General features: G+C 54.2%; 20 protein-coding genes. 17 read left to right on the top strand and 3 right to left on the bottom strand.

What is annotated here, in order from left to right:
• Positions 1–621: 621 nt before the first annotated feature.
• Positions 622–1,998, bottom strand: coding sequence for an L-serine ammonia-lyase (locus tag ACLHIJ_RS02585; protein ID WP_411298413.1), 1,377 nt, complete (start codon positions 1,996–1,998; stop codon positions 622–624).
• Between the two features lie 124 nt (positions 1,999–2,122).
• On the opposite strand from ACLHIJ_RS02585, the gene thrS reads away from it, so the two are divergent.
• The 15 genes from thrS (at position 2,123) to ACLHIJ_RS02510 (ending at position 18,369) form a co-directional block, all read left to right on the top strand.
• Positions 2,123–4,138 (top strand): threonine--tRNA ligase, encoded by a 2,016-nt coding sequence (gene thrS, locus ACLHIJ_RS02580; RefSeq protein WP_411298412.1) that lies wholly within the window; start codon positions 2,123–2,125, stop codon positions 4,136–4,138.
• A gap of 50 nt (positions 4,139–4,188) precedes the next feature.
• Positions 4,189–4,815 (top strand): phosphatidylinositol phosphate synthase, encoded by a 627-nt coding sequence (gene pgsA, locus ACLHIJ_RS02575; protein WP_411297548.1) that lies wholly within the window; start codon positions 4,189–4,191, stop codon positions 4,813–4,815.
• Entirely contained in the window at positions 4,812–5,783 is a 972-nt protein-coding gene (locus ACLHIJ_RS02570; RefSeq protein ID WP_411298411.1) for a phosphatidylinositol mannoside acyltransferase, read from the top strand. The genes pgsA and ACLHIJ_RS02570 overlap by 4 nt, the downstream gene beginning before the upstream one ends.
• Complete coding sequence (locus ACLHIJ_RS02565) at positions 5,780–6,907, top strand: glycosyltransferase family 4 protein (RefSeq protein WP_411298410.1); 1,128 nt, start codon at positions 5,780–5,782, stop codon at positions 6,905–6,907. The genes ACLHIJ_RS02570 and ACLHIJ_RS02565 overlap by 4 nt, the downstream gene beginning before the upstream one ends.
• The gene (locus tag ACLHIJ_RS02560; RefSeq protein ID WP_411298409.1) at positions 6,904–7,629 is read left to right on the top strand and encodes a hypothetical protein; all 726 of its coding nucleotides are present in this window, start codon (positions 6,904–6,906) and stop codon (positions 7,627–7,629) included. Before ACLHIJ_RS02565 ends, ACLHIJ_RS02560 begins: the two co-directional genes overlap by 4 nt.
• Complete coding sequence (locus ACLHIJ_RS02555; RefSeq protein ID WP_411298408.1) at positions 7,619–8,278, top strand: NUDIX hydrolase; 660 nt, start codon at positions 7,619–7,621, stop codon at positions 8,276–8,278. The genes ACLHIJ_RS02560 and ACLHIJ_RS02555 overlap by 11 nt, the downstream gene beginning before the upstream one ends.
• A 39-nt stretch (positions 8,279–8,317) precedes the next feature.
• Positions 8,318–9,079 (top strand): YebC/PmpR family DNA-binding transcriptional regulator, encoded by a 762-nt coding sequence (locus ACLHIJ_RS02550; protein ID WP_411297543.1) that lies wholly within the window; start codon positions 8,318–8,320, stop codon positions 9,077–9,079.
• A 15-nt stretch (positions 9,080–9,094) separates the two neighbouring features.
• Positions 9,095–9,748 carry a crossover junction endodeoxyribonuclease RuvC gene (ruvC, locus tag ACLHIJ_RS02545; RefSeq protein ID WP_411297542.1) on the top strand — a complete coding sequence of 218 codons (654 nt, stop codon included), beginning with the start codon at positions 9,095–9,097 and terminating at the stop codon, positions 9,746–9,748.
• 123 nt (positions 9,749–9,871) lie between these two features.
• A complete protein-coding gene (gene ruvA / locus ACLHIJ_RS02540) occupies positions 9,872–10,465 on the top strand; it encodes a Holliday junction branch migration protein RuvA (protein WP_411298407.1) in 594 nt (197 codons plus the stop codon).
• Positions 10,462–11,472 (top strand): Holliday junction branch migration DNA helicase RuvB, encoded by a 1,011-nt coding sequence (gene ruvB / locus ACLHIJ_RS02535; RefSeq protein ID WP_411297540.1) that lies wholly within the window; start codon positions 10,462–10,464, stop codon positions 11,470–11,472. The genes ruvA and ruvB overlap by 4 nt, the downstream gene beginning before the upstream one ends.
• A 332-nt stretch (positions 11,473–11,804) precedes the next feature.
• Positions 11,805–12,317 carry a preprotein translocase subunit YajC gene (gene yajC, locus ACLHIJ_RS02530; protein ID WP_411298450.1) on the top strand — a complete coding sequence of 171 codons (513 nt, stop codon included), beginning with the start codon at positions 11,805–11,807 and terminating at the stop codon, positions 12,315–12,317.
• Between the two features lie 84 nt (positions 12,318–12,401).
• Positions 12,402–14,351 carry a protein translocase subunit SecD gene (gene secD, locus ACLHIJ_RS02525; RefSeq protein WP_411298406.1) on the top strand — a complete coding sequence of 650 codons (1,950 nt, stop codon included), beginning with the start codon at positions 12,402–12,404 and terminating at the stop codon, positions 14,349–14,351.
• On the top strand, positions 14,351–15,448 hold the full coding sequence (secF, locus tag ACLHIJ_RS02520; protein ID WP_411297538.1) for a protein translocase subunit SecF: 1,098 nt from the start codon (positions 14,351–14,353) through the stop codon (positions 15,446–15,448). Before secD ends, secF begins: the two co-directional genes overlap by 1 nt.
• The gene (locus ACLHIJ_RS02515; protein WP_411297537.1) at positions 15,445–15,999 is read left to right on the top strand and encodes an adenine phosphoribosyltransferase; all 555 of its coding nucleotides are present in this window, start codon (positions 15,445–15,447) and stop codon (positions 15,997–15,999) included. The genes secF and ACLHIJ_RS02515 overlap by 4 nt, the downstream gene beginning before the upstream one ends.
• A 66-nt stretch (positions 16,000–16,065) precedes the next feature.
• Positions 16,066–18,369: a RelA/SpoT family protein gene (locus ACLHIJ_RS02510; RefSeq protein ID WP_411296269.1), complete on the top strand. Its 2,304-nt coding sequence runs from the start codon at positions 16,066–16,068 to the stop codon at positions 18,367–18,369.
• On the opposite strand, the gene ACLHIJ_RS02505 is transcribed toward ACLHIJ_RS02510, so the two are convergent.
• On the bottom strand, positions 18,317–18,835 hold the full coding sequence (locus ACLHIJ_RS02505; protein ID WP_411296270.1) for a hypothetical protein: 519 nt from the start codon (positions 18,833–18,835) through the stop codon (positions 18,317–18,319). The genes ACLHIJ_RS02510 and ACLHIJ_RS02505 overlap by 53 nt on opposite strands.
• A gap of 127 nt (positions 18,836–18,962) precedes the next feature.
• Positions 18,963–20,555, bottom strand: coding sequence for a DUF349 domain-containing protein (locus tag ACLHIJ_RS02500; protein ID WP_411296271.1), 1,593 nt, complete (start codon positions 20,553–20,555; stop codon positions 18,963–18,965).
• A 541-nt stretch (positions 20,556–21,096) separates the two neighbouring features.
• On the opposite strand from ACLHIJ_RS02500, the gene ACLHIJ_RS02495 reads away from it, so the two are divergent.
• Together ACLHIJ_RS02495 and hisS are read left to right on the top strand one after the other, a co-directional pair.
• Positions 21,097–21,822 carry an MBL fold metallo-hydrolase gene (locus tag ACLHIJ_RS02495; RefSeq protein WP_411298405.1) on the top strand — a complete coding sequence of 242 codons (726 nt, stop codon included), beginning with the start codon at positions 21,097–21,099 and terminating at the stop codon, positions 21,820–21,822.
• A gap of 40 nt (positions 21,823–21,862) precedes the next feature.
• Positions 21,863–23,200, top strand: a complete 1,338-nt coding sequence (gene hisS, locus ACLHIJ_RS02490; RefSeq protein ID WP_411296275.1) for a histidine--tRNA ligase — start codon at positions 21,863–21,865, stop codon at positions 23,198–23,200.
• Positions 23,201–23,227 lie beyond the last annotated feature (27 nt).

Below are 23,227 nucleotides of genomic sequence, written 5' to 3'. Positions count from 1 at the left end.
TGTTAGTTGGTGGTGGTCAACTAACTAGTCGGACAGAATGTGTTGCTCCGACAGGTGATTTTTGGGTTAAAGATCAAAGCGTCAAGAGCTCTTTGGAAACCGTTAAGGGAACTCGTCGGAGGGATACAAGAAAGAACGTGTTGCTATTTTGGATTTTCCGGCGTGATAGCGGAGAAAAACAGGCGCTGTAATCGGCGTGCCGCGAGGATTTGACACTCTGTGAGCGAGGATTGTTAAATACCCCGATCCGTGTTCTGTGTTTTATTGATATTGCAGGCGAGGGCGGGCATTGAAAGCGGCGAGGGTAGACATTGAGAGTGTTGCGGCCCAAGATATTAGCTCTTCAATTTTGCTGGGTCTATTACGGGGGAGGGGCGCAGGACCAGCATCGCGGAAAGCACTGTAGCAGTTCGTGCACTCGTACAGCACGGTATCGCGGTTGGGTGAGGCAGGTAAAATGTCTGACCTGCCTCACCCAACCGGAGAATGTAACAGTGATACGAGTAGTATTCCCTTTAACCTTGCGGCATTGCCTTTGGATGGTGGTTTTCGTCTTTGAGCACCGTCGGTGCTGCGGCGCTATTGCCCGCTAACGGTTGAGCGTATTGCAGGTAAATAGCTTTAACACTCGACGATATTTACCCCCACGCCCACATGCACGGCAAGACCGCCCAGAGCAGTTTCCTTGTATTTTGCTTGCATATCTTTACCAGTTTCCCGCATTGTCGCGATGACGGAATCCAGAGAAACCACATGAGATCCGTTGCCGCGCAGAGCCGTCCGAGCCGCCGCAACCGCCTTAATTGCGGCAATAGCATTGCGTTCAATACAGGGAACTTGCACCAGCCCGCCCACTGGATCACACGTCAAGCCAAGATTATGTTCCATGGCGATTTCAGCGGCATTTTCCACCTGCAAGACCGTTCCACCGCGAACCGCTGCAAGCCCTGCCGCTGCCATCGAACATGCCGACCCAACTTCACCCTGGCAGCCCACCTCGGCACCAGAGATAGACGCTGTTGTCTTGAAGATCATGCCAATTGCGCCAGCAGTCAACAAAAATGTGTGGACAGCGTCAATATCAAAACCGGCAACAAAATCTCGGCAGTAGTGCAACACCGCTGGGATAATACCGGCAGCACCATTAGTTGGCGCCGTTACTACGCGCCCTCCGCCCGCATTTTCCTCATTGACAGCGAGTGCGTAGAGGGTGATCCAATCCATCGCCCGCAACGGATCGGCGGCGTCTGCGTCGGTACTGAGTGTGCGATACAACTGCGGAGCACGGCGCAACACATGCAAACCGCCCGGAAGAAGACCCTGCCGTTCACAGCCTTTGCGCACGCACTCTTGCATAACATCCCAAATGGCATCTAAACCGGCCGATATTTCCGCGTCGCTGTGCAAGGCGCGCTCATTGGCATACGCAACATCGGCAATGGACATCCCGGTTTCAGTGCAAATCGTGACGAGATCCGCCGCGTTAGAAAAGGGATACGGCAAATTCGCAGTTGGTTCGATACTTTTATCGGCATCCTGGGCGCAGACGACAAATCCACCGCCAACGGAGTAGTAGGTCTGCTCGGCGATAAGCGCACCGTCGGAATATGCCTGGAAGGTCAGACCGTTGGGATGACCTGGTAGCTCAGTTCGCCCATTGAGCACAATATCGCGTGCCGGTTCAAAAGCGATCTCGCGCATTCCCTCACGGGTTGCTAATCCCAGGCGATGTGTGCGCTGGACCTTCGCCATGTGTTCTTGCACATCATCGGGATCAATCTGGGCGGGATCGTTGCCCATTAGCCCAAGGATGACGGCTTTATCTGTGCCGTGCCCGATTCCCGTCGCACCGAGCGAACCGTAGAGGGTGCAGATGACTGCGGTCGTTGAACCAGGCAGCTCACGAGCGAAACGTTGTGCTGCACGCATTGGCCCCACGGTGTGCGAGGATGAGGGGCCAATACCAATCTTGAACAGATCGAAAACACTTAATGCCATAGCCGAAATCCTACACGGAGCGGTTATGCCCCGCTTCACATAAGCGCCGAGCAGGTCAATGTGCTTTGCCGGGTATGATGGAAACCGAGCGCGATGTCCGCGTGTCATTGTGAAGGGAGCATCCATGCCACGTCTCGTCATTGATGGCGCTGAATCGGAAATTAGCGAGCCGATCAGCGGCATTGAGTATTTCGCTTCAGCGCGGGAGATTATTGCCCTGCGCGTTAACGGCGAACTGCGGGATTTAGCAACAGAGCTGACGTCCCTTCCACCGGGAGCGCACGTTGAAGGCGTCAGTATCAGCGAACCAGACGGATTAAACATTTTGCGTCATTCCGCCACGCACGTCCTGGCTCAGGCTGTTCAAAATATGTTCCCGGAGGTAAACCTAGGGATTGGTCCCTTTATCACCGACGGTTTTTACTACGACTTTGGCAATATCGACGCGGTTACTCCAGAGCTACTTAAGAAGCTCGAAAAGGATATGAAGCGCATTATTAAAGAAGGGCAGCGTTTTGTGCGCCGTCCAATCAGTGATGAGGAAGCCCGCCACGAATTAGCCAACCAGCCCTACAAGCTCGAACTGATTGATCTCAAAGGCGGAAGCGATAAAGATAACGATCAAGCAGCCCAAGGCGCCTCAGTGGAAGTTGGCGGCGGGCAGTTGACGATGTATGACAACGTCAATCGTCGCGGTGAGGTCGTGTGGACTGATCTATGCCGTGGTCCGCACCTGCCGTCAACCAAATACATCGGTAACGGATTCGCATTGACCCGTTCCTCAGCAGCATACTGGCGCGGGGATCAGTCGAAAGATTCCCTGCAGCGAATCTACGGAACGGCATGGCCATCGAAAGAGGAACTGCAGGCCTATCAGGAGCGCATTGCTGAAGCGCAGCGGCGAGATCATCGCAGGCTGGGAGCAGAGCTGGATCTATTCTCCTTCCCAGACGAGATCGGTTCCGGTCTTAATATCTTCCATCCGCGCGGCGGTTTAATTCGTATGTTGATGGAGAACTATTCACGGGAACGCCATCTGGCTAGTGGATACTCTTTCGTCTACACCCCCCACATTACCAAGGCGCACTTGTACGAGATCTCCGGGCATCTGGATTTCTATGCTGACGGCATGTACCCGCCCATGCAGATGGATGAGGAACGAGACGAGCACGGCAATATCACCAAACAAGGTCAGGATTATTACCTCAAACCGATGAACTGCCCGATGCACAATCTCATCTTCCGCTCGCGCGGGCGCTCCTATCGAGAGTTGCCGCTGCGACTGTTCGAGTTTGGTACCTGTTACCGCAACGAAAAATCAGGTGTGGTGCACGGTCTGACGCGCACCCGTGGGTTCACCCAAGATGATGCCCATATTTATTGCACCCGAGAGCAAATGAAAGACGAACTGCGCAGCTTGCTGGGCTTCGTGCTATCCCTGTTGTCGGATTATGGGTTAGATGACTTTTACCTCGAGCTGTCAACGAAAGATCCGAAGAAATACGTCGGGGATGACGCCACCTGGGAAGAAGCAACGCGGATCCTCGATGAAGTATGCCGCGAATCCGGCTTAGAGCTCGTTCCCGATCCAGAGGGAGCGGCTTTCTATGGTCCGAAAGTTTCAGTTCAGGCACGCGACGCCCTCGGGCGCACCTGGCAGATGTCCACCATCCAACTCGATTTCAACTTGCCTGAGCGCTTCGAACTGGAATATACCGCAGCAGATGGAACGCGGCAGCGCCCAGTGATGATTCATCGGGCACTGTTTGGCTCGATTGAGCGGTTCTTTGGTGTGATGACCGAGCATTATGCAGGTGCTTTCCCAGCCTGGCTGGCGCCTGTGCAGGTCCGTTGTATTCCGGTGGCAGACGTTTTTGTTGACTACCTTGAACAGATCGCCCAGCGGCTACGAGAACGCGGTGTTCGCGTTGAAGTCGATGATAGCGACGATCGCTTCCCGAAGAAGATTCGCAATGCGTCGAAAGAAAAGATTCCTTTCACGCTGATTGCTGGCGGGGAAGATGAAGCAGCCGGGGCAGTGAGCTTCCGAATGCGTGATGGTTCGCAAGATAACGGCGTACCAGTTGACGAAGCTATTGAGCGGATCGTCACGGCTATCGAAACGCATGCCAACCAGTAGATCGACATTAGATCCTAGCTAACGCACGCCAATCACAAGACGGAGGGGATATGCTATCGCGAAGTGGACGCCCGCTCGCTCAGATCCTATTCGGGCCATTCGCTCGGTTTTTCGTGCGGATGGGGGTCAGCGCCAACGTGATGACGGTTGTTGGCGGGCTGGCCTCGGCCATTGCGGCCTTGGTGTGTTTTCCTCTGGGATGGCTGATTCCAGGAGCGATCATCACGACGATTCTCGTCATCTTCGATAACCTTGACGGGCAAATGGCACGGATGACGAATACGTCGTCGAAGTGGGGCGCTTTCCTGGATTCGACGATGGATCGTATCTCAGATGGCGCAATCTTTGCGGCCTTAGCTATGTGGGGATATTTCCACGCCGATCATACTGTCCGAGCAGCGGTTATTTCGGGCGCATTGCTTTCGCTGGTTGCCGGATCGGTAGTGCCTTATGCTCGGGCGCGAGCAGAAGGAGTGGGATACTCCGCGTCGGTCGGTTTAGCGGAACGAGCAGATAGGCTCATTGCTGCCTTAGTTATCGTCGTTCTCGTTGGGGTAGGGCTGCCACATATTGTGATGGCTGTCGGATTGTGGCTGTTGGGAGTATTCGCCCTCATTACAGTGATTCAGCGGATGGCATACGTCTATCGGCAGATGAAGGAAGCTGGCGACGCGTGATTGTGCGTCTCTTTCGAGTCGCGGATCGGTTCGTTAAAGTCACTCCTGAGCCGATAGCCCGAGGTGTGTTTCGTGGGATCGGGCGAGTGCTCGGATTTTCACATATCCGAGGGGCGCGTCAACTGCGGGCTAATTTGCAACGAATTGTCCCGCTAGGATCAGTGTGGGCAGAGCACGTCCGTTCGGCACGTGCCATGCGCTCATACCTGGACTATTACTACGAGGTCTTTGCCTTGCCATATTTGCGCCCGGAGCAAATTGATGCGCGGTTCCGTGCGGTAGACGCCACGAAACTTATTGCTCATTTGGAAACCGGACGTTCCTGCTCGGCAGCCCTACTTCACCTGGGAAATTGGGATTTAGCGGGAGCGTGGGCGAACCGCAATCTTGCACCAGTACATTCCATTGCGGAAAAACTTCCAGTGGCAGAGTTAGCGCGGATGTTTTTGGATTTTCGTCGCTCCTTAGGAATGACGATTTACCCTACTGGGGGTGGGGCTATGCGAGGCTTGCTATCGGATATGGCAGCCGGAACAGCCTTCGTACCTTTACTATGTGATCGCGATTTATCAGCCAGCGGTGTAGAGGTGAATATATGCGGGCATCAGGCGCGCATTGCCGTGGGAGCCGCACTGCTGGCGCAACGCAGCGGTCAGCCAATGTTCCCAGTTACTATTGTGAATGAAGACTTCCGTGCTGATCGTTCGCGGGTGGCTCAGGCCGGCGGGCACTATGGTGGCTGTGCCATCATCGGTGAACCAATTTATCCGGGTGTTGGCCCGCAGGCCAGTGAGCAGGAACGTGAAGCGGATCTGATTCGGATGAATCAAGAATGGATGGATCAGATCACCCCGCTACTTATTGCGCATGTAACAGATTGGCATATGCTTCAAAAGGTATTTGTTGATGACCTCGATCCGCAGCGCTTAGCACGAGCTCGGATGACATCTCGCAAGGAGCTAGCATGAAAATCGGAATCGCCTGCGGATATTCCTGGGATGTTGCCGGTGGCGTGCAGTATCACTGTCGCGATCTTGCGAAAGAACTCATAGCCCGCGGTCATGACGTATCAGTTATCGCGCCAGCCGAAAACCAGCCAGAGGAGCCCTTTGTTTATCCTGTCGGGGCGGCACTACCAATCCGATATAATGGCTCGGTGGCCCGGCTGGCTTTCGGTCCGAAAGTCAATCGTTCAGTGCGGCGATGGCTGCGCGAATACGACTTCGACGTCTTGCATGTGCACGAACCGTTCTCCCCGTCAGTATCGATGCTGGCGTTGATGAGCGCTGATTGCCCGGTTGTTTCTACCTTTCACACGGCAATGGACCGTTCTCGGATGCTCTCCATCGCCTCACCGTTCGTCGTTCCTATTCTCGATAAGATCCAGGCCCGTATTGCAGTATCTGAAGAAGCCCGACGCACCGCCGTACAGCATTTAGGTGGGGACGCATGGGTGATCCCTAACGGGGTTTTTGTCGCAGATCTTGCGATTGGCCATCGTGACGACCGCTTTACCGGCAGCGCAGAACATCCTACTTTGGCCTTTTTAGGGCGCTTAGATGAACCGCGGAAAGGCTTGCCGGTTGTGGCTGGCGCTTTCGCTCAGATTCGTCAGCGTTTTCCTGGGGTGCGGCTTTTTGTTGCCGGTAAAGGGGATGAAGAAGCCGCGCGGGAGATGTTTGGTCCACATGCACAGGCGGTGACTTTCCTGGGGCCGGTATCGGATGCGGATAAGGCATTGCTGCTCGGTTCTGTCGATGCCTATTTAGCGCCGAATACCGGCGGGGAATCTTTCGGCATTATCCTCGTTGAGGCGATGAGTGCCGGAGCATTTGTGATTGCTTCGGATATTCCGGCGTTCCGAGCCGTGTTAAATGACGGTGAATTCGGGGCACATTTTGCCAATGACAATCCCGATGATCTGGCTCGGGTGGTATGCGAGTCGCTAGCGGATGTGCAACGGCGTAACGAGGTCGCGCGTCGAGCCGCGCAAGCTGCCTGGCGCTACGATTGGGGGACGGTTGCCTCCCACATCTTCTCCGTCTATGAAACCGCGATTCGGATGGATAAAGTGCAGGTGATTGACGAATGAGCTGGTGGTATGTGCCGGTAATTCTCCTGGGGATAGCGCTCATCATCATTGTGCTGGTTGCAACCTTGCGGGCCCGATCGCTCGATATTATTCACAAGAATGTGACGAAATCGCGGGTGTCTTTGGAGCGGGCATTAGTGGACCGTGCGCAGGCGGCGGTGCGGGTGGCGACCTCGGGGCAACTGGATATGGCTAGCTCTGTGTTGTTAGCTGACGTGGCGAATAATGCCTTGTTGGCGGCTGGCTATCCGATAGTTGACGATGGGTTGGAAGCGCTGGCGGTACGCCCGGTAGATGCTGTGTCGTCACTGGCTCCGAATGGGGATGGCTATGGGAAGCGGCGTGGCCGACGAAACCCAGCGTCGGATTCGTCGGTTTCGGTATCAGATGGACGGTATTGCGAATCCCCGTCGATGAACGGCATATCGAGTAACACCTATGCACCGCCCACGCAATCGGCAGATATGCCAGATCGTTTAGTTTTAGAATCTGAGCTGAGTCGGGCACTGCGTTATACCGTTGACGAATTGGCCGATAACGAGCGAGATGATCCAGCGATTACTGAGCTGAATCAACGTCGGGTGGCAGTCCAAATGACGCGCCGATTCCACAATAATCACGTGGCGCAAGCCCGACGGGTGCGCAAATCAAAATTGGTTCGGGTATTGCGCCTTGCCGGCAATGCGCCAGAACCTCGGACGGTGAATCTCGATGACGAATGAGAGCCCGGATTCCGGCATCCAGCTCAATCATGCGCCCTCAGGCTCATTGCCGCACAATCCTCCCGCAGTTGCTGCACCTGCTGATGATTACGAGGAAGAATGGCCGTTGGATACAGACGGTTTTCCGCATCGCCAGGCGGCACGATGTGTGCTTTTTAACCCCGAAGGGCAGATCTTCCTCATATGGGGGCATGACGGTGACGACGTGGAGCACCGCTGGTGGTTCACCCCCGGAGGCGGATTACTCGATCAGGAAGATCATCGCAGTGCAGCGTGCCGTGAACTGGCGGAAGAAACCGGATTAGTCCTTGATCCTCAGCGGCTTGTCGGCCCGGTGCTGGATCGACGTTCCACATTCGAATTTGCACGAATAACCCGTAAACAAGATGAATTATTTTTCATCTGCCATATCACCGCCGCCGAGCAACGCATCATTGATGAGCAAGCAAATGTGAATTGGACTGCACTAGAGCAAGAGGTTCTCGATGATTTTCGCTGGTGGGATGTGGCAGAACTGGCGGTCATCGCACGGCAAGGAACGCTAGTATATCCAGTGGGATTAGCGGATATGGCTCGTCACTGGTCTGCCGGTTGGGATGGAATTTTGCGCTACGCCACAGAAGGAAGTAGTACCAGGGCAACGACATAAAACTTGTACAATACTCCAGTAGAAACGAAGGGAGTTTTCGTGTCAGGACATTCTAAATGGGCAACGACGAAGCACAAGAAGGCAGCAATCGATGCCAAACGCGGCAAGCTGTTCGCTCGTTTGATTAAGAATATTGAAGTCGCAGCGCGTACAGGTGGCGGTGATCCGGCTGGTAATCCGACGTTGTTTGACGCTATTCAGAAGGCTAAGAAGAATTCTGTGCCCAATGAAAATATCCAGCGCGCAGTTAAGCGTGGTTCGGGTGAAGGTGGCGAGGTCGTCAACTACGAGTCGATTATGTATGAAGGGTATGGCCCTGGCGGTGTTGCCATTCTGCTCGAATGTCTGACAGATAATCGCAACCGCGCCGCGTCGGATGTGCGCGTTGGATTGACCCGCAATGGGGGGACGCTGGCTGATCCTGGTTCCGTGTCCTACATGTTTACCCGTAAGGGAGTAGTTGAAGTTAGCGCCGAAGGTAACGATGAAGACGATCTCCTGATGGCGGTTTTGGATGCGGGAGCAGAAGAGATCAGCAACGAAGGCGAGGTCTTCGAGATTATTTCTGAGCCGAATGACGTTGTTGGCGTACGGACGGCGCTCCAAGATGCTGGAGTTGATTACAATTCCGCAGAAGTCCAATTCGTTCCCTCTGTTAAAGTGACGGCGGATCTGGAAACGGCACGCAAAGTTCTCAAGCTGCTTGACGCATTAGAAGATATTGATGACATCCAAAATGTGTACTCTAATGTCGATATTCCTGCCGATGTGATGGAGGCATTGGAGTCAGAGGATAACTAGTTAGAGGATAACTAAATGCGCATCATGGGGGTTGACCCAGGGCTGACCCGCTGCGGTATCGGTGTCGTGGATGCTAGCGGCGGGCGTCGAGTCACCATGGTGAGTGTCGATGTGGCGCGCAGTCAACCAGAACTCGCGCCACATCAGCGTCTATTGATGATTTCGGAGGCTATTGAGGCAGCCATTGCGTCTCACAAGCCGGATGTTATTGCGGTAGAGCGGGTCTTTGCCCAGGAAAATGTGCGCTCGGTGACGGGTACCGCCCAAGTAGCAGGCATCGTCATGTTAGCTGCCGCGCGAGCTGGTTTGCCATTAGGGATGCATACCCCTTCGGAAGTAAAAGCCGCTGTGACGGGGAGCGGGCGAGCGGAAAAAGCACAAGTGCAGCACATGGTTCAGCGAGTCCTTGGTCTAGATAAGCCGCCGCGTCCAAAGGATGCAGCAGATGCTTTGGCAATCGCTATTTGCCATGCGTGGCGTGGGGGAGCTGACCATTTGGAAAGTACGGATCGTTCCCAACATGGCGGAGCAGGGATGTTGCCGCGTTCTGAAGGCAGCGATTTAACTCCGGCTCAGAAGATGTGGGCGCGAGCTGAACGCATGTCGCGTCGTCATGGGGCTGTCGAGCCGAAGAAACCTGCTGAGGGGCATCGGAAAACTGGCAGATAAGGTAGTGCGCAGGCGGGCGATCATGGTCTTGAGGAATATCTCAATTGTTAGTGATGGCTTGTCGTATTGTGCTTTGCGAACATCACTAGCTAGAATTCAAACAGATGTTCGAAAGGGAGTCCTATGATTGCTTCACTACGCGGCCCGGTCCTCTTGGTGACGACGACCCACGCCGTTATTGAAGCCGGTGGGGTGGGCATGATGTTTCTTGCTGCTCCGGCCACGCTGGCAGCTTTGCGCGTCGGTGAGGAATCTTTGGTGTACACCTCGATGGTGATTTCCCGAGAGAATGACATCACGCTCTTTGGCTTTGCGGATATGGAATCGCGAACGGCTTTCGATATTTTACGTTCGGTATCTGGTATTGGGCCGCGTTCTGCTCTGCAAATTCTTGCCGCGTTGGAGTTAGAGGAGCTGCGCGGTGCAATTGAGCGCGGTGATGAGGCAACTCTCACTCGTATCCCTGGCGTAGGGAAGAAATCAGCACAACGAATGGTCCTGGAATTACGTGGAAAACTGGGCGCTCCACGTTCTGATAGCGCGGCTTCTATCGCGCCGGGGGCAGACGATATTGTGCAGGCATTAGTTGGCATGGGATGGAATGAGCGTGACGCAGTAGCAGCAGTAGAGGTGGCGCGTGGGGAGCAACCGAACGCCAGCGCCCCGCAAATGTTACGCGCGGCATTACAGGTTCTTGGAACGCGGAGGAATAGGTGAGCGAATTTACCGATGCCGATGCAGGCGATATCGAACGCATCCAAGAGGCGGCGTTACGGCCAAAACAGCTCAGTGAATTTGTTGGTCAAGAGGTAGTTCGCGATCAGCTCTCGTTAGTTCTTGCTGCGGCAGTTCAACGTGATAAAACGGCTGATCATGTGCTCCTTGCTGGTCCGCCAGGGTTAGGAAAGACAACCTTAGCCATGATTATCGCGGCCGAGGTTAATGGAGCATTGCGGTTAACCTCGGGTCCAGCAATTCAACATGCGGGTGATTTGGCGGCAGTACTATCGTCTTTGCAGCAAGGCGATGTCCTTTTTATCGACGAAATTCACCGTCTTGCTCGCACTGCCGAGGAGATGCTCTATCTGGCGATGGAGGATTTTCGAGTTGATGTGATGGTTGGTAAAGGCCCGGGGGCTACCTCTATTCCCTTGCCTTTGCCTCCGTTTACCGTGGTTGGGGCGACGACCCGAGCTGGTTTACTCCCAGCTCCACTGCGCGATCGCTTTGGCTTTACCGCGCATTTGGATTTCTATTCCGTGACGGATTTAGCGACCATCATCTCTCGCAATGCCATTAAACTCAGTGCGGAGCTTGATCCAGATGCGGCAATAGAAATTGCTTCCCGTTCTCGCGGGACCCCGCGAATCGCTAATCGTTTGCTTCGCCGCGTCCAAGATTGGGCGCAGGTGCGTGGAACTGGGGTGTTGGATCTCGCTGCAGCCCGCGCGGCACTTGACGTCTTTGAGGTTGATAGTCGGGGTCTGGATCGGCTGGATCGGGCCGTATTAGAAGCGTTGTGTCGGCGTTTTCACGGTGGTCCGGTGGGGTTAACAACGCTGGCGGTTTCGGTAGGGGAAGAGGCTGAGACGGTAGAAACCGTTGCTGAACCCTATCTGGTCAGAGAGGGTTTCATTGTGCGATCTCCGCGTGGCCGAGTGGCGACGAATCTTGCGTGGCGCCATTTAGGATTGACGCCTCCGGAAGGTCATGCGCTGTTCTAGATCGCGATGCTGATATGGCAGGCAGCTAGCCGCGAATAATATAACTGAGATTTGCTGGGGAATCTATCAGCAGCTGCGAGGTTGCGCGCTTTTCTATCGCGGTTGTCGGCGAGAAAATATGTGGTCTGCTGAGTGGATTTTGCGGCTTTTGTGCCGACGGGCATGGGTTATGCGAAATACAAGGGGATGTGCTCCAGAGTGCAGGTGACTGGCTCCACGGTGCTTTTCTTTCCGATACGCGAAAAAGTGAGTAGAATCTAACGGGTTGAACGCGCCGGCGCTCACACCTGAATTTACGAACCTCAACTCAAGGAGTGTTAATCGTGCCTGAGATGTTCATTATTCTTGCGATGATGATTGTGCTTTTCTTCATCATGTCGCGCAATGTGCGCAAAGCACAACGGCAGCAGATGGAACGTCGGAGTGAGGCTCTCGTAATTGGCAATAACGTGGTAACCCAGTCCGGATTTTTTGGGCGCATTGTTGATATTGACGGTGATGCGGTGACGTTGGAATCGCCATCAGGTGATGAGACTGTCTGGTTAAAGACAGCTATCATGGCCCAAATGGATATCCCGCTTGCGCAAACAACGATGGATGAACTGCTGGTAGCCGACGAAGATACTGATGTTGTCGCGGATGCGGATTTCTCTGACAATGAGGGAGAAGCGGCCGATCGTGACGATATTCGCAATGGATCTGATACTGCAGGCACGGATCAACCAGGCGATCTTGCTGCCCCGTCGACGCACAGCGGATCTGATAGCACCCAGGAACATGGTTCTGGTCGTATAACAAATGTCTCGCCGTTTTCCGATGATAATGGCACGTCCTCTTGGAAATAACACGCGCTAATCGGCAATCGATCGACATGGCATAAGGAATAAGTATTGTCCCATTCACACGAAACACAGAGTGAGCCTAAGCCTATGCGCCGGCTCGTGGTTCTTATTGTGCTGATGATTGCGCTTGGCGCATCCTTGGTTGTCGGCACAGTAACCACGCACACTTCGCGTTTCGCCCCGGATCTGGCATTGGACCTGGAAGGCGGAACACAGATCATCTTGACTCCGATAACAACTGACGGATCAGAGGTGACGAATCAGGATATTCGCGAAGCGATCAACGTCATTCGGCAGCGAGTCGATGCAACGGGTGTCGCGGAAGCCGAGATTACCGCGCAGGGCGGCTCGAACATTATCGTCTCCTTGCCGGGGCATCCTTCCCAAGAAACTCTTGACCTGGTGCGCACATCTGCCGTATTGCGGATGCGCGCTGTGCTGACTCTCATGGATCCGCACCCGTTATCTGCGGAAGCAGCGGTCAAACAGCTCGGGGAGAAAGCCGCAGGAGTTAATCCGGCGACGGTAACCCCAGAGCAACTAGATCAGCTCATTCGCCAGCTTGCGGATACCAACGGTAATGGGCAGATTGATAAGAAGCCTGCTCAGACTCCGGCAAATGCCTCCGATATGAACTGGGTGACCGAGGAGAGCCTCTATCAGGCGTATAAGCTGGATTGTACGGTTCCCACTGCGCGTTCTACCGCGGAACTTGACGTTGCCGATCAGCCTTTCGTCGGGTGCAACATCGACAACAATATGAAGTTCATTTTGGGTCCCGCAGAATTGCAGGGATCGAATTTGACGCAGGCGACCTCAGCGCCGGATGTTAACCAGCAAGGTGTGGCTACCGGAGGCTGGGCAGTGCATCTATCCTTCGATGATGAGGGCGCTAAGATTTTCTCCGACGTGACGACCCGCCTGTCGAAGCTGACGCAGCCGCAGAACTCCTTCGCAATGGTGCTTGATGGACGAGTGATCTCTTATGCTCGGGTTTCCTCAACGATTGCTGGCGGCAACGCGCAGATCACCGGATCTTTCACTGCTGAACAGGCCGCAAATCTGGCTAACCAGCTCAAGTTTGGTTCCTTGCCGTTGAACTTTGAGGTTCAGTCAGAAGAACAGATTTCGGCAACCCTTGGTTCAGAACAATTGAACTCTGGTTTGATTGCTGGTTTGGTCGGTCTGGCACTCATTATTGTTTACATGATTTGGCAGTACCATGCTCTCGGTGTGGTCGCTATCGGATCTATTTTGCTTTCCACAGGTCTGTCGTATCTGGTGCTGTGTTTGCTTTCCTGGCAGATGGGATACCGTTTGTCGATGGCAGGCGTCCTGGGCATTATTATCTCGATCGGCGTCACAGCAGATTCCTTTATCGTCTACTTTGAGCGTATCCGTGATGAGATTCGTGATCGCCGCTCCATTCCGTCGGCTATTCAACATGGCTGGGATCGGGCCAAGCGCACGATTATCATTTCGGATTTCGTCAATCTTGTAGCCTCAGCGGTCCTGTATTTGCTGACGGTTGGCTCGGTGCGCGGTTTCGCTTTCACGCTGGGTATTACAACGGTCTTGGATCTGGTTGTCGTCATGATGTTCACCTATCCGGTTATGACGTTCTTGGCTAAGACTCAATACTTTGGTCAGGGCAAGCGCGGATCCGGTATGGACGCTAAGGCGCTTGAATCGACTCCGATCTACCGTGGTCGTGGCTACCGATTAAGTTCTTCTGGTGAATCGCGTGAGGAATCCTCGTCTCGTCGCTCTCGGCGTGCCAAAGCACGGGTTGCTACTGGTGCGGATAGCGAAAACGCAGCAAATGCCTCAGCAGAGAAGGTCGATACTGCGGTACGTACTGCGTCGGATTCCGATGAATTAGCAGAGAGAATCAGTGCTGAGGAAACTGAGCATATAGATTCACAATCGGATAATGAAACGGACGAGGACATTCGTCCGGGGGAGAGTTTAGCTCAGCGTCGGGCACGTCTGCGCCGAGCAGCAAAGAATGCGCGCACGGAAGGAGCTGATAACTAATGTCGGTGTACTCCATTGGTAATGACCTATATTCCGGGCGCAAGTCCTATGACATTATTGGCAAGCGGAAGATCTGGTTTGCGGTTGCTTTCTTGCTGGTAGCAATCTCCTTGCTTTCGTTCGTCGTTCGCGAGCCGAATCTCGGTATCGAGTTCCGAGGAGGATCGCAGTTTACGGTTTCTGGAACGCAGATCACCGATCATAAGCCGGCATACGATGTGGTTGCGAAGTCAACCGATGCAGTGCCGCGCGTCTCCACCGTCGGAACGACGGGTGTTCGGGTGCAAACGGAACAGCTTGATGATCAAAAGACCCAAGAGGTGAAAGCCGGATTAGCGCAGGCCTATCAGGTGCCGGATACGGAAGTCACTTCGACGTATATCGGTCCGTCCTGGGGTCAGGACATCATGTCCCAGGCTGTGCGAGCCATGATTATCTTCATGGTCCTCATCTCAGTGGTCCTGATGATCTACTTCCGCTCATGGACGATTGCAATTGGTGCGATTGGCGCTTTGCTGCACGATTTTATCGTCACTTTGGGAGTGTATTGGATTCTCGGAATGGAGATCGCTCCGGCAACGGTGATTGGTCTGCTGACGATCATGGGCTATTCGCTGTACGATACGGTCGTTGTTTTCGATAAAGTGCGTGAGAATACGGCGAGCTTGACCCAGCAGCGCGAGATGACGTATGGCGAAAAGGCAAATCTGGCTATTAACCAGACCTTGATTCGTTCTCTGAATACCTCCATTACTGGTCTATTGCCGGTTATGGCGGTGCTGATTATCGGAGTGTGGCTGTTGGGTGCGCAGACGCTGCGCGACCTGGGTCTGGTCATGTTTGTGGGTATGTTGCTCTCGGCTATTTCCTCCATTTTCGTGGCGGCTCCGCTGGCAGTTGCACTAGCCGAACGCAATCCGAAGATCAAGCAGCACCGCGCCGAAGTGCTGGAGATTCGCCAACAGCTGTCGAGCTCCGAGACAAGCACGAAAGCGGAGGAGACTTCCGGTAAAATCGCCACTGTGCGTGTCTCCGGCGGGCATCAAGGTCAGGCGGCACAGCCGAAACGTCGAAAGAAGAAGAGGAATAAGCGATGAGCACTGAAGCCATCTTTCCCCAAGATACGGTTGAACTTGTTAAGTCTCATGTGCGGGAAGTAGAGGATTTTCCGGCTCGTGGGGTGCTGTTTCGGGATATCACGCCGCTGATTGCTGACGGCAAGGCATTCGCCGCGTTGGTCGAGATCCTGGCGGAACGTTATCGCGGTAAGTGCGACGCGATTGCTGGTTTGGAATCGCGCGGATTTATTCTGGGCGCGCCGCTGGCACATGCTTTGGGAATCGGCATGATTACCGTGCGTAAGGCAGGTCGTCTGCCTGGTCCAGTCGTGGGAATTAACTACGAACTGGAGTACGGATCAGCCCGTATGGAGCTTCAGCCCTTTACCCTCGAAGACGGTATGCGGGTGCTCGTTATTGATGACGTCTTGGCCACGGGCGGGACGGCAGGAGCAGCTTTTGATCTCATCACTCAAGCTGGCGGAATTCCGGCAGGCTTGTGTGTGTTACTGGAGCTGACGGAACTCGGTGGGCGCGATTATCTTGCACAGCACTGCGATGTTCCGATTGAATCTGTCATCGCATACTGACGCTATTAGTTATCGCACTGTGGCCAGCACGTTCCGTGCTGGCCACAGTGGCGTATAATCCCCGTCATGGAAAACAGTTCGGTACATGATTCAGAGCCGCGCATCCGTTCGCGGTTTTCTTGGCTTGGTCGGAAGAATGAGTATCCGACGCTAGTCGAGCCTCTTATGGCAGCCATAGGAAATCGAAAGCTCGATATTCAGCGGATTTTGCGTGCGTATGATGTTGCCGAACACGCTCACGCCCATCAAAAGCGTAAGTCAGGCGAGCCCTACATTACCCATCCGGTTGCTGTGGCAACTATTTTGGCTGAGTTGGGAATGGATGAAGATACCCTTGTGGCCGCCCTGTTGCACGATACTGTGGAAGATACCAGCTATTCCCTGAAACAGCTCACTAAGGATTTTGGGCCGACAGTGGCGCTACTTGTCGATGGAGTGACGAAGCTCGATAAGGTTGAGTATGGCGACGCCGCCCAAGCGGAGACGGTACGCAAGATGGTCATCGCGATGGCCAAAGATATTCGGGTTCTTCTCATTAAGCTGGGGGATCGGCTGCATAACGCACGCACGTGGAAATACGTCGAATCTGGTTCGGCCCAGCGTAAGGCGCGCGAGACGCTAGAAATCTATGCCCCACTCGCTCATCGCCTGGGAATGAACTCGATTAAATGGGAGCTGGAGGATCGCTCTTTCAAACAGCTATACCCTGCGGTGTATTCCGAGATTGAACGCATGGTGCAAGAGCGTTCCCCGCAACGGGAGCGGTATATTGCGCAGATGAAAGCCGAGCTGGAGCGAGAGCTGGCAAATGCCAAGCTCAAGTGCACGATCTCTGGGCGCCCTAAGCATTATTACTCGATTTATCAGAAAATGATTTTACGAGGGCGCGATTTTGAGGATATCTATGATCTCATCGGCGTGCGCGTTCTCGTTGAAGAGATCCAGGATTGTTACACTGCGCTGGGTATTGCGAACTCCTTGTACGTTCCGGTTCAAGGGCGCATCAAGGATTACATTGCCTCACCAAAGTTTAATCTCTACCAGTCCATTCATACCACGGTGTTGGGCCCAGGCGGAAAGACGGTAGAAATCCAGATCCGCACCTATGAAATGCACCGTCGAGCTGAGTTCGGGGTGGCTGCGCACTGGCGTTACAAGGAAAATCCCAATGCGGTCAAAGCAAGCGAGACCTCCCAAGCGGATACGCAGTTGCAGTGGTTGCGCCAATTGGTAGATTGGCAACGCGAGACGGCAGATCCGAAAGAGTTTTTGGATTCCTTGCGCTATGAGATCTCGGGTAATCAGGTCTACGTCTTTACCCCCAAGGGTGAGGTGATGGAGCTACCATCTGGCTCCACTCCAGTTGATTTTGCTTATGCGGTGCACACCGAAGTCGGGCATCGCACGGTGGGCGCAAAAGTAAATGACGTCTTGGTTACGCTCGATCATCGCCTGCAATCGGGCGATACGGTTGAGATTATTACGACGAAGGCTGAAGATGCTGGCCCGTCTCAGGGATGGCAGGATTTCGTCGCCACCCCGCGTGCGCGTGCGAAGATCAAGTCGTGGTTCACCCGATCGCGGCGAGAGGAAGCTGTTGAACACGGCAAGGATAAGCTAGCGAAAGCTATCCGGCGGCGCAATGAGCCAGTACACCGTTTGATGTCGCACGAGACGCTCAAAGCGGTCGCTCAGGATTTCTCGCGAACGGATATTACCGATCTGTATGCGGCAATCGGAGAGGGAGCGCTGTCTGCGGAGACGATCGTTCGTCGGCTTATCTCCACACAAGGTGGGCGCCGTGGGGTAGAAGAGACGCTGGCAGAGGCGGTGACGCCGACGCGCATCCAGCATCGCCAGATTGGTTCAAGTTCTTCGGCAGTGGTTGTTTCTAATGCAGAAGACGCTGATGTATTAGTTAAACTCGCTAAATGTTGTACTCCGCTGCCGCCGGACGATATTCGTGGGTTTATCACCCGCGGCAAGGGCATATCGGTACATCGCTCAGACTGTACGAATATTAAATCCTTAGAGCGGGAGCCAGATCGTTTTATTGATATTGGCTGGGCTGATTCTGCTGAAGGCGGGGTGTTCCTCGTTCAGGTGCAAATTGATGCCTTGGATCGCAAGGGGCTGTTGGCTGATGTTACTCGGGCCCTATCCGAGCACGATATCAATATGCTGACTGGTTCGATGAAGACCTCGAATGAGCGGGTTGCTCGACTTAATTTCACATTCGAGATGGCAGATACCCATCATCTTCAGCAGGTTTTGCGCGAACTGCGCAAGATCGAGGGAGTCTATGACGCTTACCGGATCACGGGTTCGACGAATCACCCAACAAGCCGAGATCGGGTGGAAGCTGATTAAGGAGGCGTCGGACTCGACGAATACCGTGAATATGGATCTGTTCTGCGTGTTGGGTAACGTCACTGAGGCGTGCGCCAGCGCGGATAAGCAGGCATAAGTATCCCAGACCGCTTTCTTCGTCGTGAATGAGCAGATCTATTGCGGTTCGTTCTAGACAGGTAACTTGCTGACCGCCAACAGTAATGATCTCATCAGCACGCAACGTGCTTGCCGTGTGGGCAACGTGTTGCCCGGTGGCAAATGACGAGGTGTGCCATCCGGTATGTATCCATAGCGCACTATCGCGAATAAAGATGGCGCCGGGTAATCGTAATGCGAGGAGTCGTGCTCGGCCGGCTGGGGTGCGGCAAAGATCGACGCCGACGTACCCGATGTCACCGACTTCGATCATGAGCCCTTCACTAACCAGGGTGCCGGCGAGGTGCTGTGTGGAGATATCCTGCGGGCGAAGTACATGTAATGTCATGCCTCTATATCAGCATGGCTTGCAATATAGTCGAATGGAGCATACACAACTGTGGATAAGCCCTGCACTCGATCGAGTGCAGGGCTTATGGTGTATTGTTACGCCACGCCGGGTGGCAAAACGGCGCTTAGCCTTCCTGAACAGCCGACAGCCAGGTCTTGCGAGCTTGTAGCGCTTCTTCGTACTCCTTGACCTTCTTGTCGTCGCCAGCGGCTTTTGCCTCGCTGATCTGCGTCTCTAGCTCGTCGATCAGCTTTTGCAACTGGGCGGCCATACCGGCAGAGCGCTCATCCTTTTGCGGATCAGACTGATTCCATCGCTCGTTTTCGGCGTTACGAATAATAGTCTCGATCTCGCGCAACCGCCCCTCGGTGCGTGCCACGTCGGCGCGGGGGACGCGACCGATTGCATCCCATTTCTCACCAATAGCGCGGATTTGTTCCTTAGCGTAGGCAATATCGGTAACGGGAAGCAGCTTTTCGGCTTCTTCTAGCAACTCAAGTTTCTTGCTACGGTTCGCCTCGAATTCCTCATCAAGCTGAGTGTTGTAGGCGTTACGTGTATCGTAAAAATGGTTCTGCGCTGCCGAGAAGCGGCTCCACAATGCGTCATCATCGCGCTTATGGGTGCGACCAGCAGCTTTCCACTCAGCCATGAGCTCGCGGAACTGGGCAGAGGTTGCTCCCCAATCCGTGGAATCCTGAATAGCTTCAGCGCGGGCAATGATTGCTTCTTTGCGAGCGACAATATCTTTGCGTTCGGCGTCTTTCTGTGAGAAGAACTGACGGCGGTGGCGGTCGAAGGTCGTGCGGGCGCTAGAGAAGCGCTTCCATAGGGCCTCTTCGGTGGGGCGATCAATGCGGGCGGAGTGACGCTGAGCGTACTTCCATTCGTCAAGGAGATCATTTAGCGCTGCCCGTGAGTTCTTCCAGTGCGTGCGCGCTGGATCTTGAGCCGCAATCTTCTCTGCGTTTTCCACAATCGTCGTTCGCTCTTCGATAGCTGCTGCCTTCGCGGCGGCGCGTTCAGCTTTGACTTCTTCACGGCGTTGTGCGAGCCGACCTTCTAGGGCCTTAACACGTAACCGTAATGCTTCGACATCGCCGACCACTGCGGGTTCAACGAGCTGCTTATTGAGTGACTTGATGGAGGAGGCGATCTCGTCGGGGGAGACGTTATTGACCCGAGATTCCAAAAGCGTCACATGGTTTTCTAGATCAAGGTAGCGACGGACGTATAGACCGAGGGCGTCCTTTTCTGTGCCATCGACTGCGTATTGCCCGACGATACGTTCGCCGTCCGATCCTGAGGAACGCAACCAGACGTTGCCTTCGTCGTCAACGCGCCCCCATTTTGCGGCGGCTGCGGCAGCTGCGTCATCAACTTCTGGAACTGGTGCCGCAACTCGGCTTGATTTTGGTGGAGTTGCAGCAGCGGTTTCCGGTTTTGCGGCCGCTGCCGTGGAATCAGTTTCCGGAGCGGAATCGGTTGTTTCGTCACTGCCTGGCACAGTTGCCGGTGAATGTGGTGCTGATTCAGTGTCAGATGGGGCTGAATCAGATGGCGTCGTTGCCTGTGGTTGTGCCGCTGGAACAGGAGCGGATTGTGTTTCTTGTGCGGTTACCTGCGGAGACTCGACCGATTCAGGGGCAGTTGTTTGGGATTCCGGCCGTTCTTCCGGGATCGGTGGTGTCGTAATGTCGTTATGTGATTCGGTCATGAGATTCTCCTCGATAGACGGGGTTGGCGGATGCCACACCGTTCGCGTGCGTCCAATGGGTAGTCTACTTGCTTGTTGCGCGTGTGTCTTATTTTCCACATCGTCTATCCGTCTTTTTATGTTAAATGTATGTTATTTGATATTTATGCGAGCCGAGGCGCGATGAAAATGCGATGAAAACTGCTAGCACAGAGAAAATAGACGGCTACTAACCTAACCGTGATCTGGTAAAGGGATCGCCAGAATAGATGAGCTACACGCGAATTAGTGCGCATTGTCATCGGAACTGTGGCTTTTATCCAGCGCCTCGCGATAGAGCCAGAATTTTCGTAACACAGCCAGAAGATCCGCGCGTACCGGCAGTGTGCAGGCCACAACCATGCCGCGTCGATAAGAGTGTTAAGCGCAGCAAAGCGAAGCGCACGCAGCCGCGTTACAGAACAACCAGTACGTCTCCTATTTATCCTTCGCTCTCCATGTAGCTATGCGCTGTAAGCTTGCTGGACTGCGTGCAGCGCATAGCTGCGGTATTGTCACACTTATGATTCTTATTAGCTATGACCGGACGTTCTACCAAGCGAATTGCTATATCATCGCCGACGAGAAAAGCCGCGAAGCACTCGTTGTCGATCCAGGTGCTGGCTCGCACCTGTGGGTTGCCCAGTCACTGGCAGAGCACGATCTACACCTCGGCGCGGTCCTCCTAACACATGGGCATGCCGATCATGTGTATGACGTGGCAACCGTAGCAGGTGAGGCGCCAGTGTATATACCGGCACCAGATATGTACCGGATGGACGATCCTACAGCCAGTATGCCACCGGATCCCAGCAGCGATTTAGTGCTGCAGCGCATAGGGGCTGGGCCGTGGCGCAAACCGATCAACTTGCACGAAATCCCTGCTCAGATGTTCACATCATCTTACGAACTCGTGCCGGGTATTCCTATGCGAGCGCTCCCTGCGCCGGGTCATACGGAAGGCTCCAGCGTCTTTCTGTTTAATGGTCAGCTCACAGAGGATCCGGAATGCCCCCTTGACATTACGGGCCGCACAGAGCCGATTATGCTCAGCGGTGACGTCATCTTCCGCAATGGGATCGGCCGTACTGATTTGCCTGGCTCGGATCCGTTACAAATGATGGCCTCGTTGCGACTTTTGGTGCAGGTCATTAAGCCGGAAACCTATATTTTGCCGGGGCATGGCCCGTCAACAACGATGTTCCATGAAGTGCGATACTCGCCATATCTGCATGAAGCGATGAGCTGAGGATTAAGTACCACGAGCAAAGGCATGAAACAATAACACCATGGCAAAAATCGCACCTCTTTCTGGATTCCCGGAATGGCTTCCAGCCGATCGGATAATCGAGCAACACTTTCTCGACGTTTTGCGACGTACCTTTGAATGTCACGGCTTTAGCAGCATTGAAACCCGTGCTGTTGAACCAGTTGAGCAGCTACTTTCCAAAGGCGAGACGTCCAAAGAGATCTATCTGTTGCGTCGTTTGCAAGATGTCTCTGGCGCTGACTCACAGTTAGGCTTGCACTTCGATTTGACGGTGCCACTGGCGCGTTACGTATTAGAAAACGCTGGAAAACTCTCGTTCCCTTTTCGTCGGTACCAAATTCAAAAGGTGTGGCGCGGCGAACGCCCACAAGATGGTCGCTTCCGCGAATTTATCCAAGCAGATGTTGACGTCGTTGGTAGTGAGGAATTGGCGTTCCATCACGAAATTGAGCTGCCACTTGTCATGGTAGATGCGATGTCAAAATTGCCGATTCCGCGTATTCAGATTCATGCGTCGAACCGGAAAGTTGCACAAGGCTTCTACGAAGCTGTGGGCATTAACGATATTGAACAAACCCTGCGGGTGATGGATAAGCTCGACAAAGTTGGGCCCAAAGCTGTAGTTGAGATGCTGAATGAAAGCGTGGGGGCGACGGAAGAGCAAGCCCAGGCGGCGCTGAGCCTGGCGAATATTTGCGCCTCGGATGCCTCTTTTGCCGATGAGGTATTAGCCTTGGGCTATCGCAGCGAACTACTCGATACCGGCCTAAATGAGCTGGTGGCACTGGTGGAAGGGGCAAATGATTTAATCCCTGGCAGCCTGGTGGCGAATCTGCGCATTGCGCGAGGCTTGGATTACTACACCGGCTCCGTGTATGAATCCGTCTTTTCTGGGCATGAGGATCTCGGATCGGTATGTTCGGGTGGGCGATATGATTCGCTCGTCAGCGACGGCAAGAAGACCTATCCCGGAGTGGGCTTGTCGATCGGGGTTTCACGGTTGCTCGCTCGAGTGATCGGGGCTGGAATGGTGGCACCAACTCGGTGCGTTCCCACTGCGGTACTGGTCGCCGTCAACAGCGAAGAACAACGCCACGACGCACAGCGCACCGCCCAGGCCTTGCGTGCTCGCGGAATCCCCACAGAGGTATCTCCGAATAGCCAAAAGTTCGGTAAACAGATCCGTTACGCCGACCGGCGCGGAATCCCATACGTATGGTTCAGCACTGACGAGGGAGATCACGTCAAAGATATTCGTTCTGGTGAGCAAATGGCAGCCGATGCGCACACCTGGATGCCGCAGAGCGACGATCTGAGAGTCACTATTCTCCCAGTTCAACCCGATGTGGCCAAATAGTTTTCGGAACTAAGGCGATCATCTGAG

The sequence above is a fragment of the Trueperella sp. LYQ141 genome (assembly GCF_046599555.1).
Lineage (GTDB): Bacteria > Actinomycetota > Actinomycetes > Actinomycetales > Actinomycetaceae > Trueperella.
Note: the sequence above shows the minus strand (reverse complement) of the source record. Positions and strands in the feature narration are given on the sequence as shown.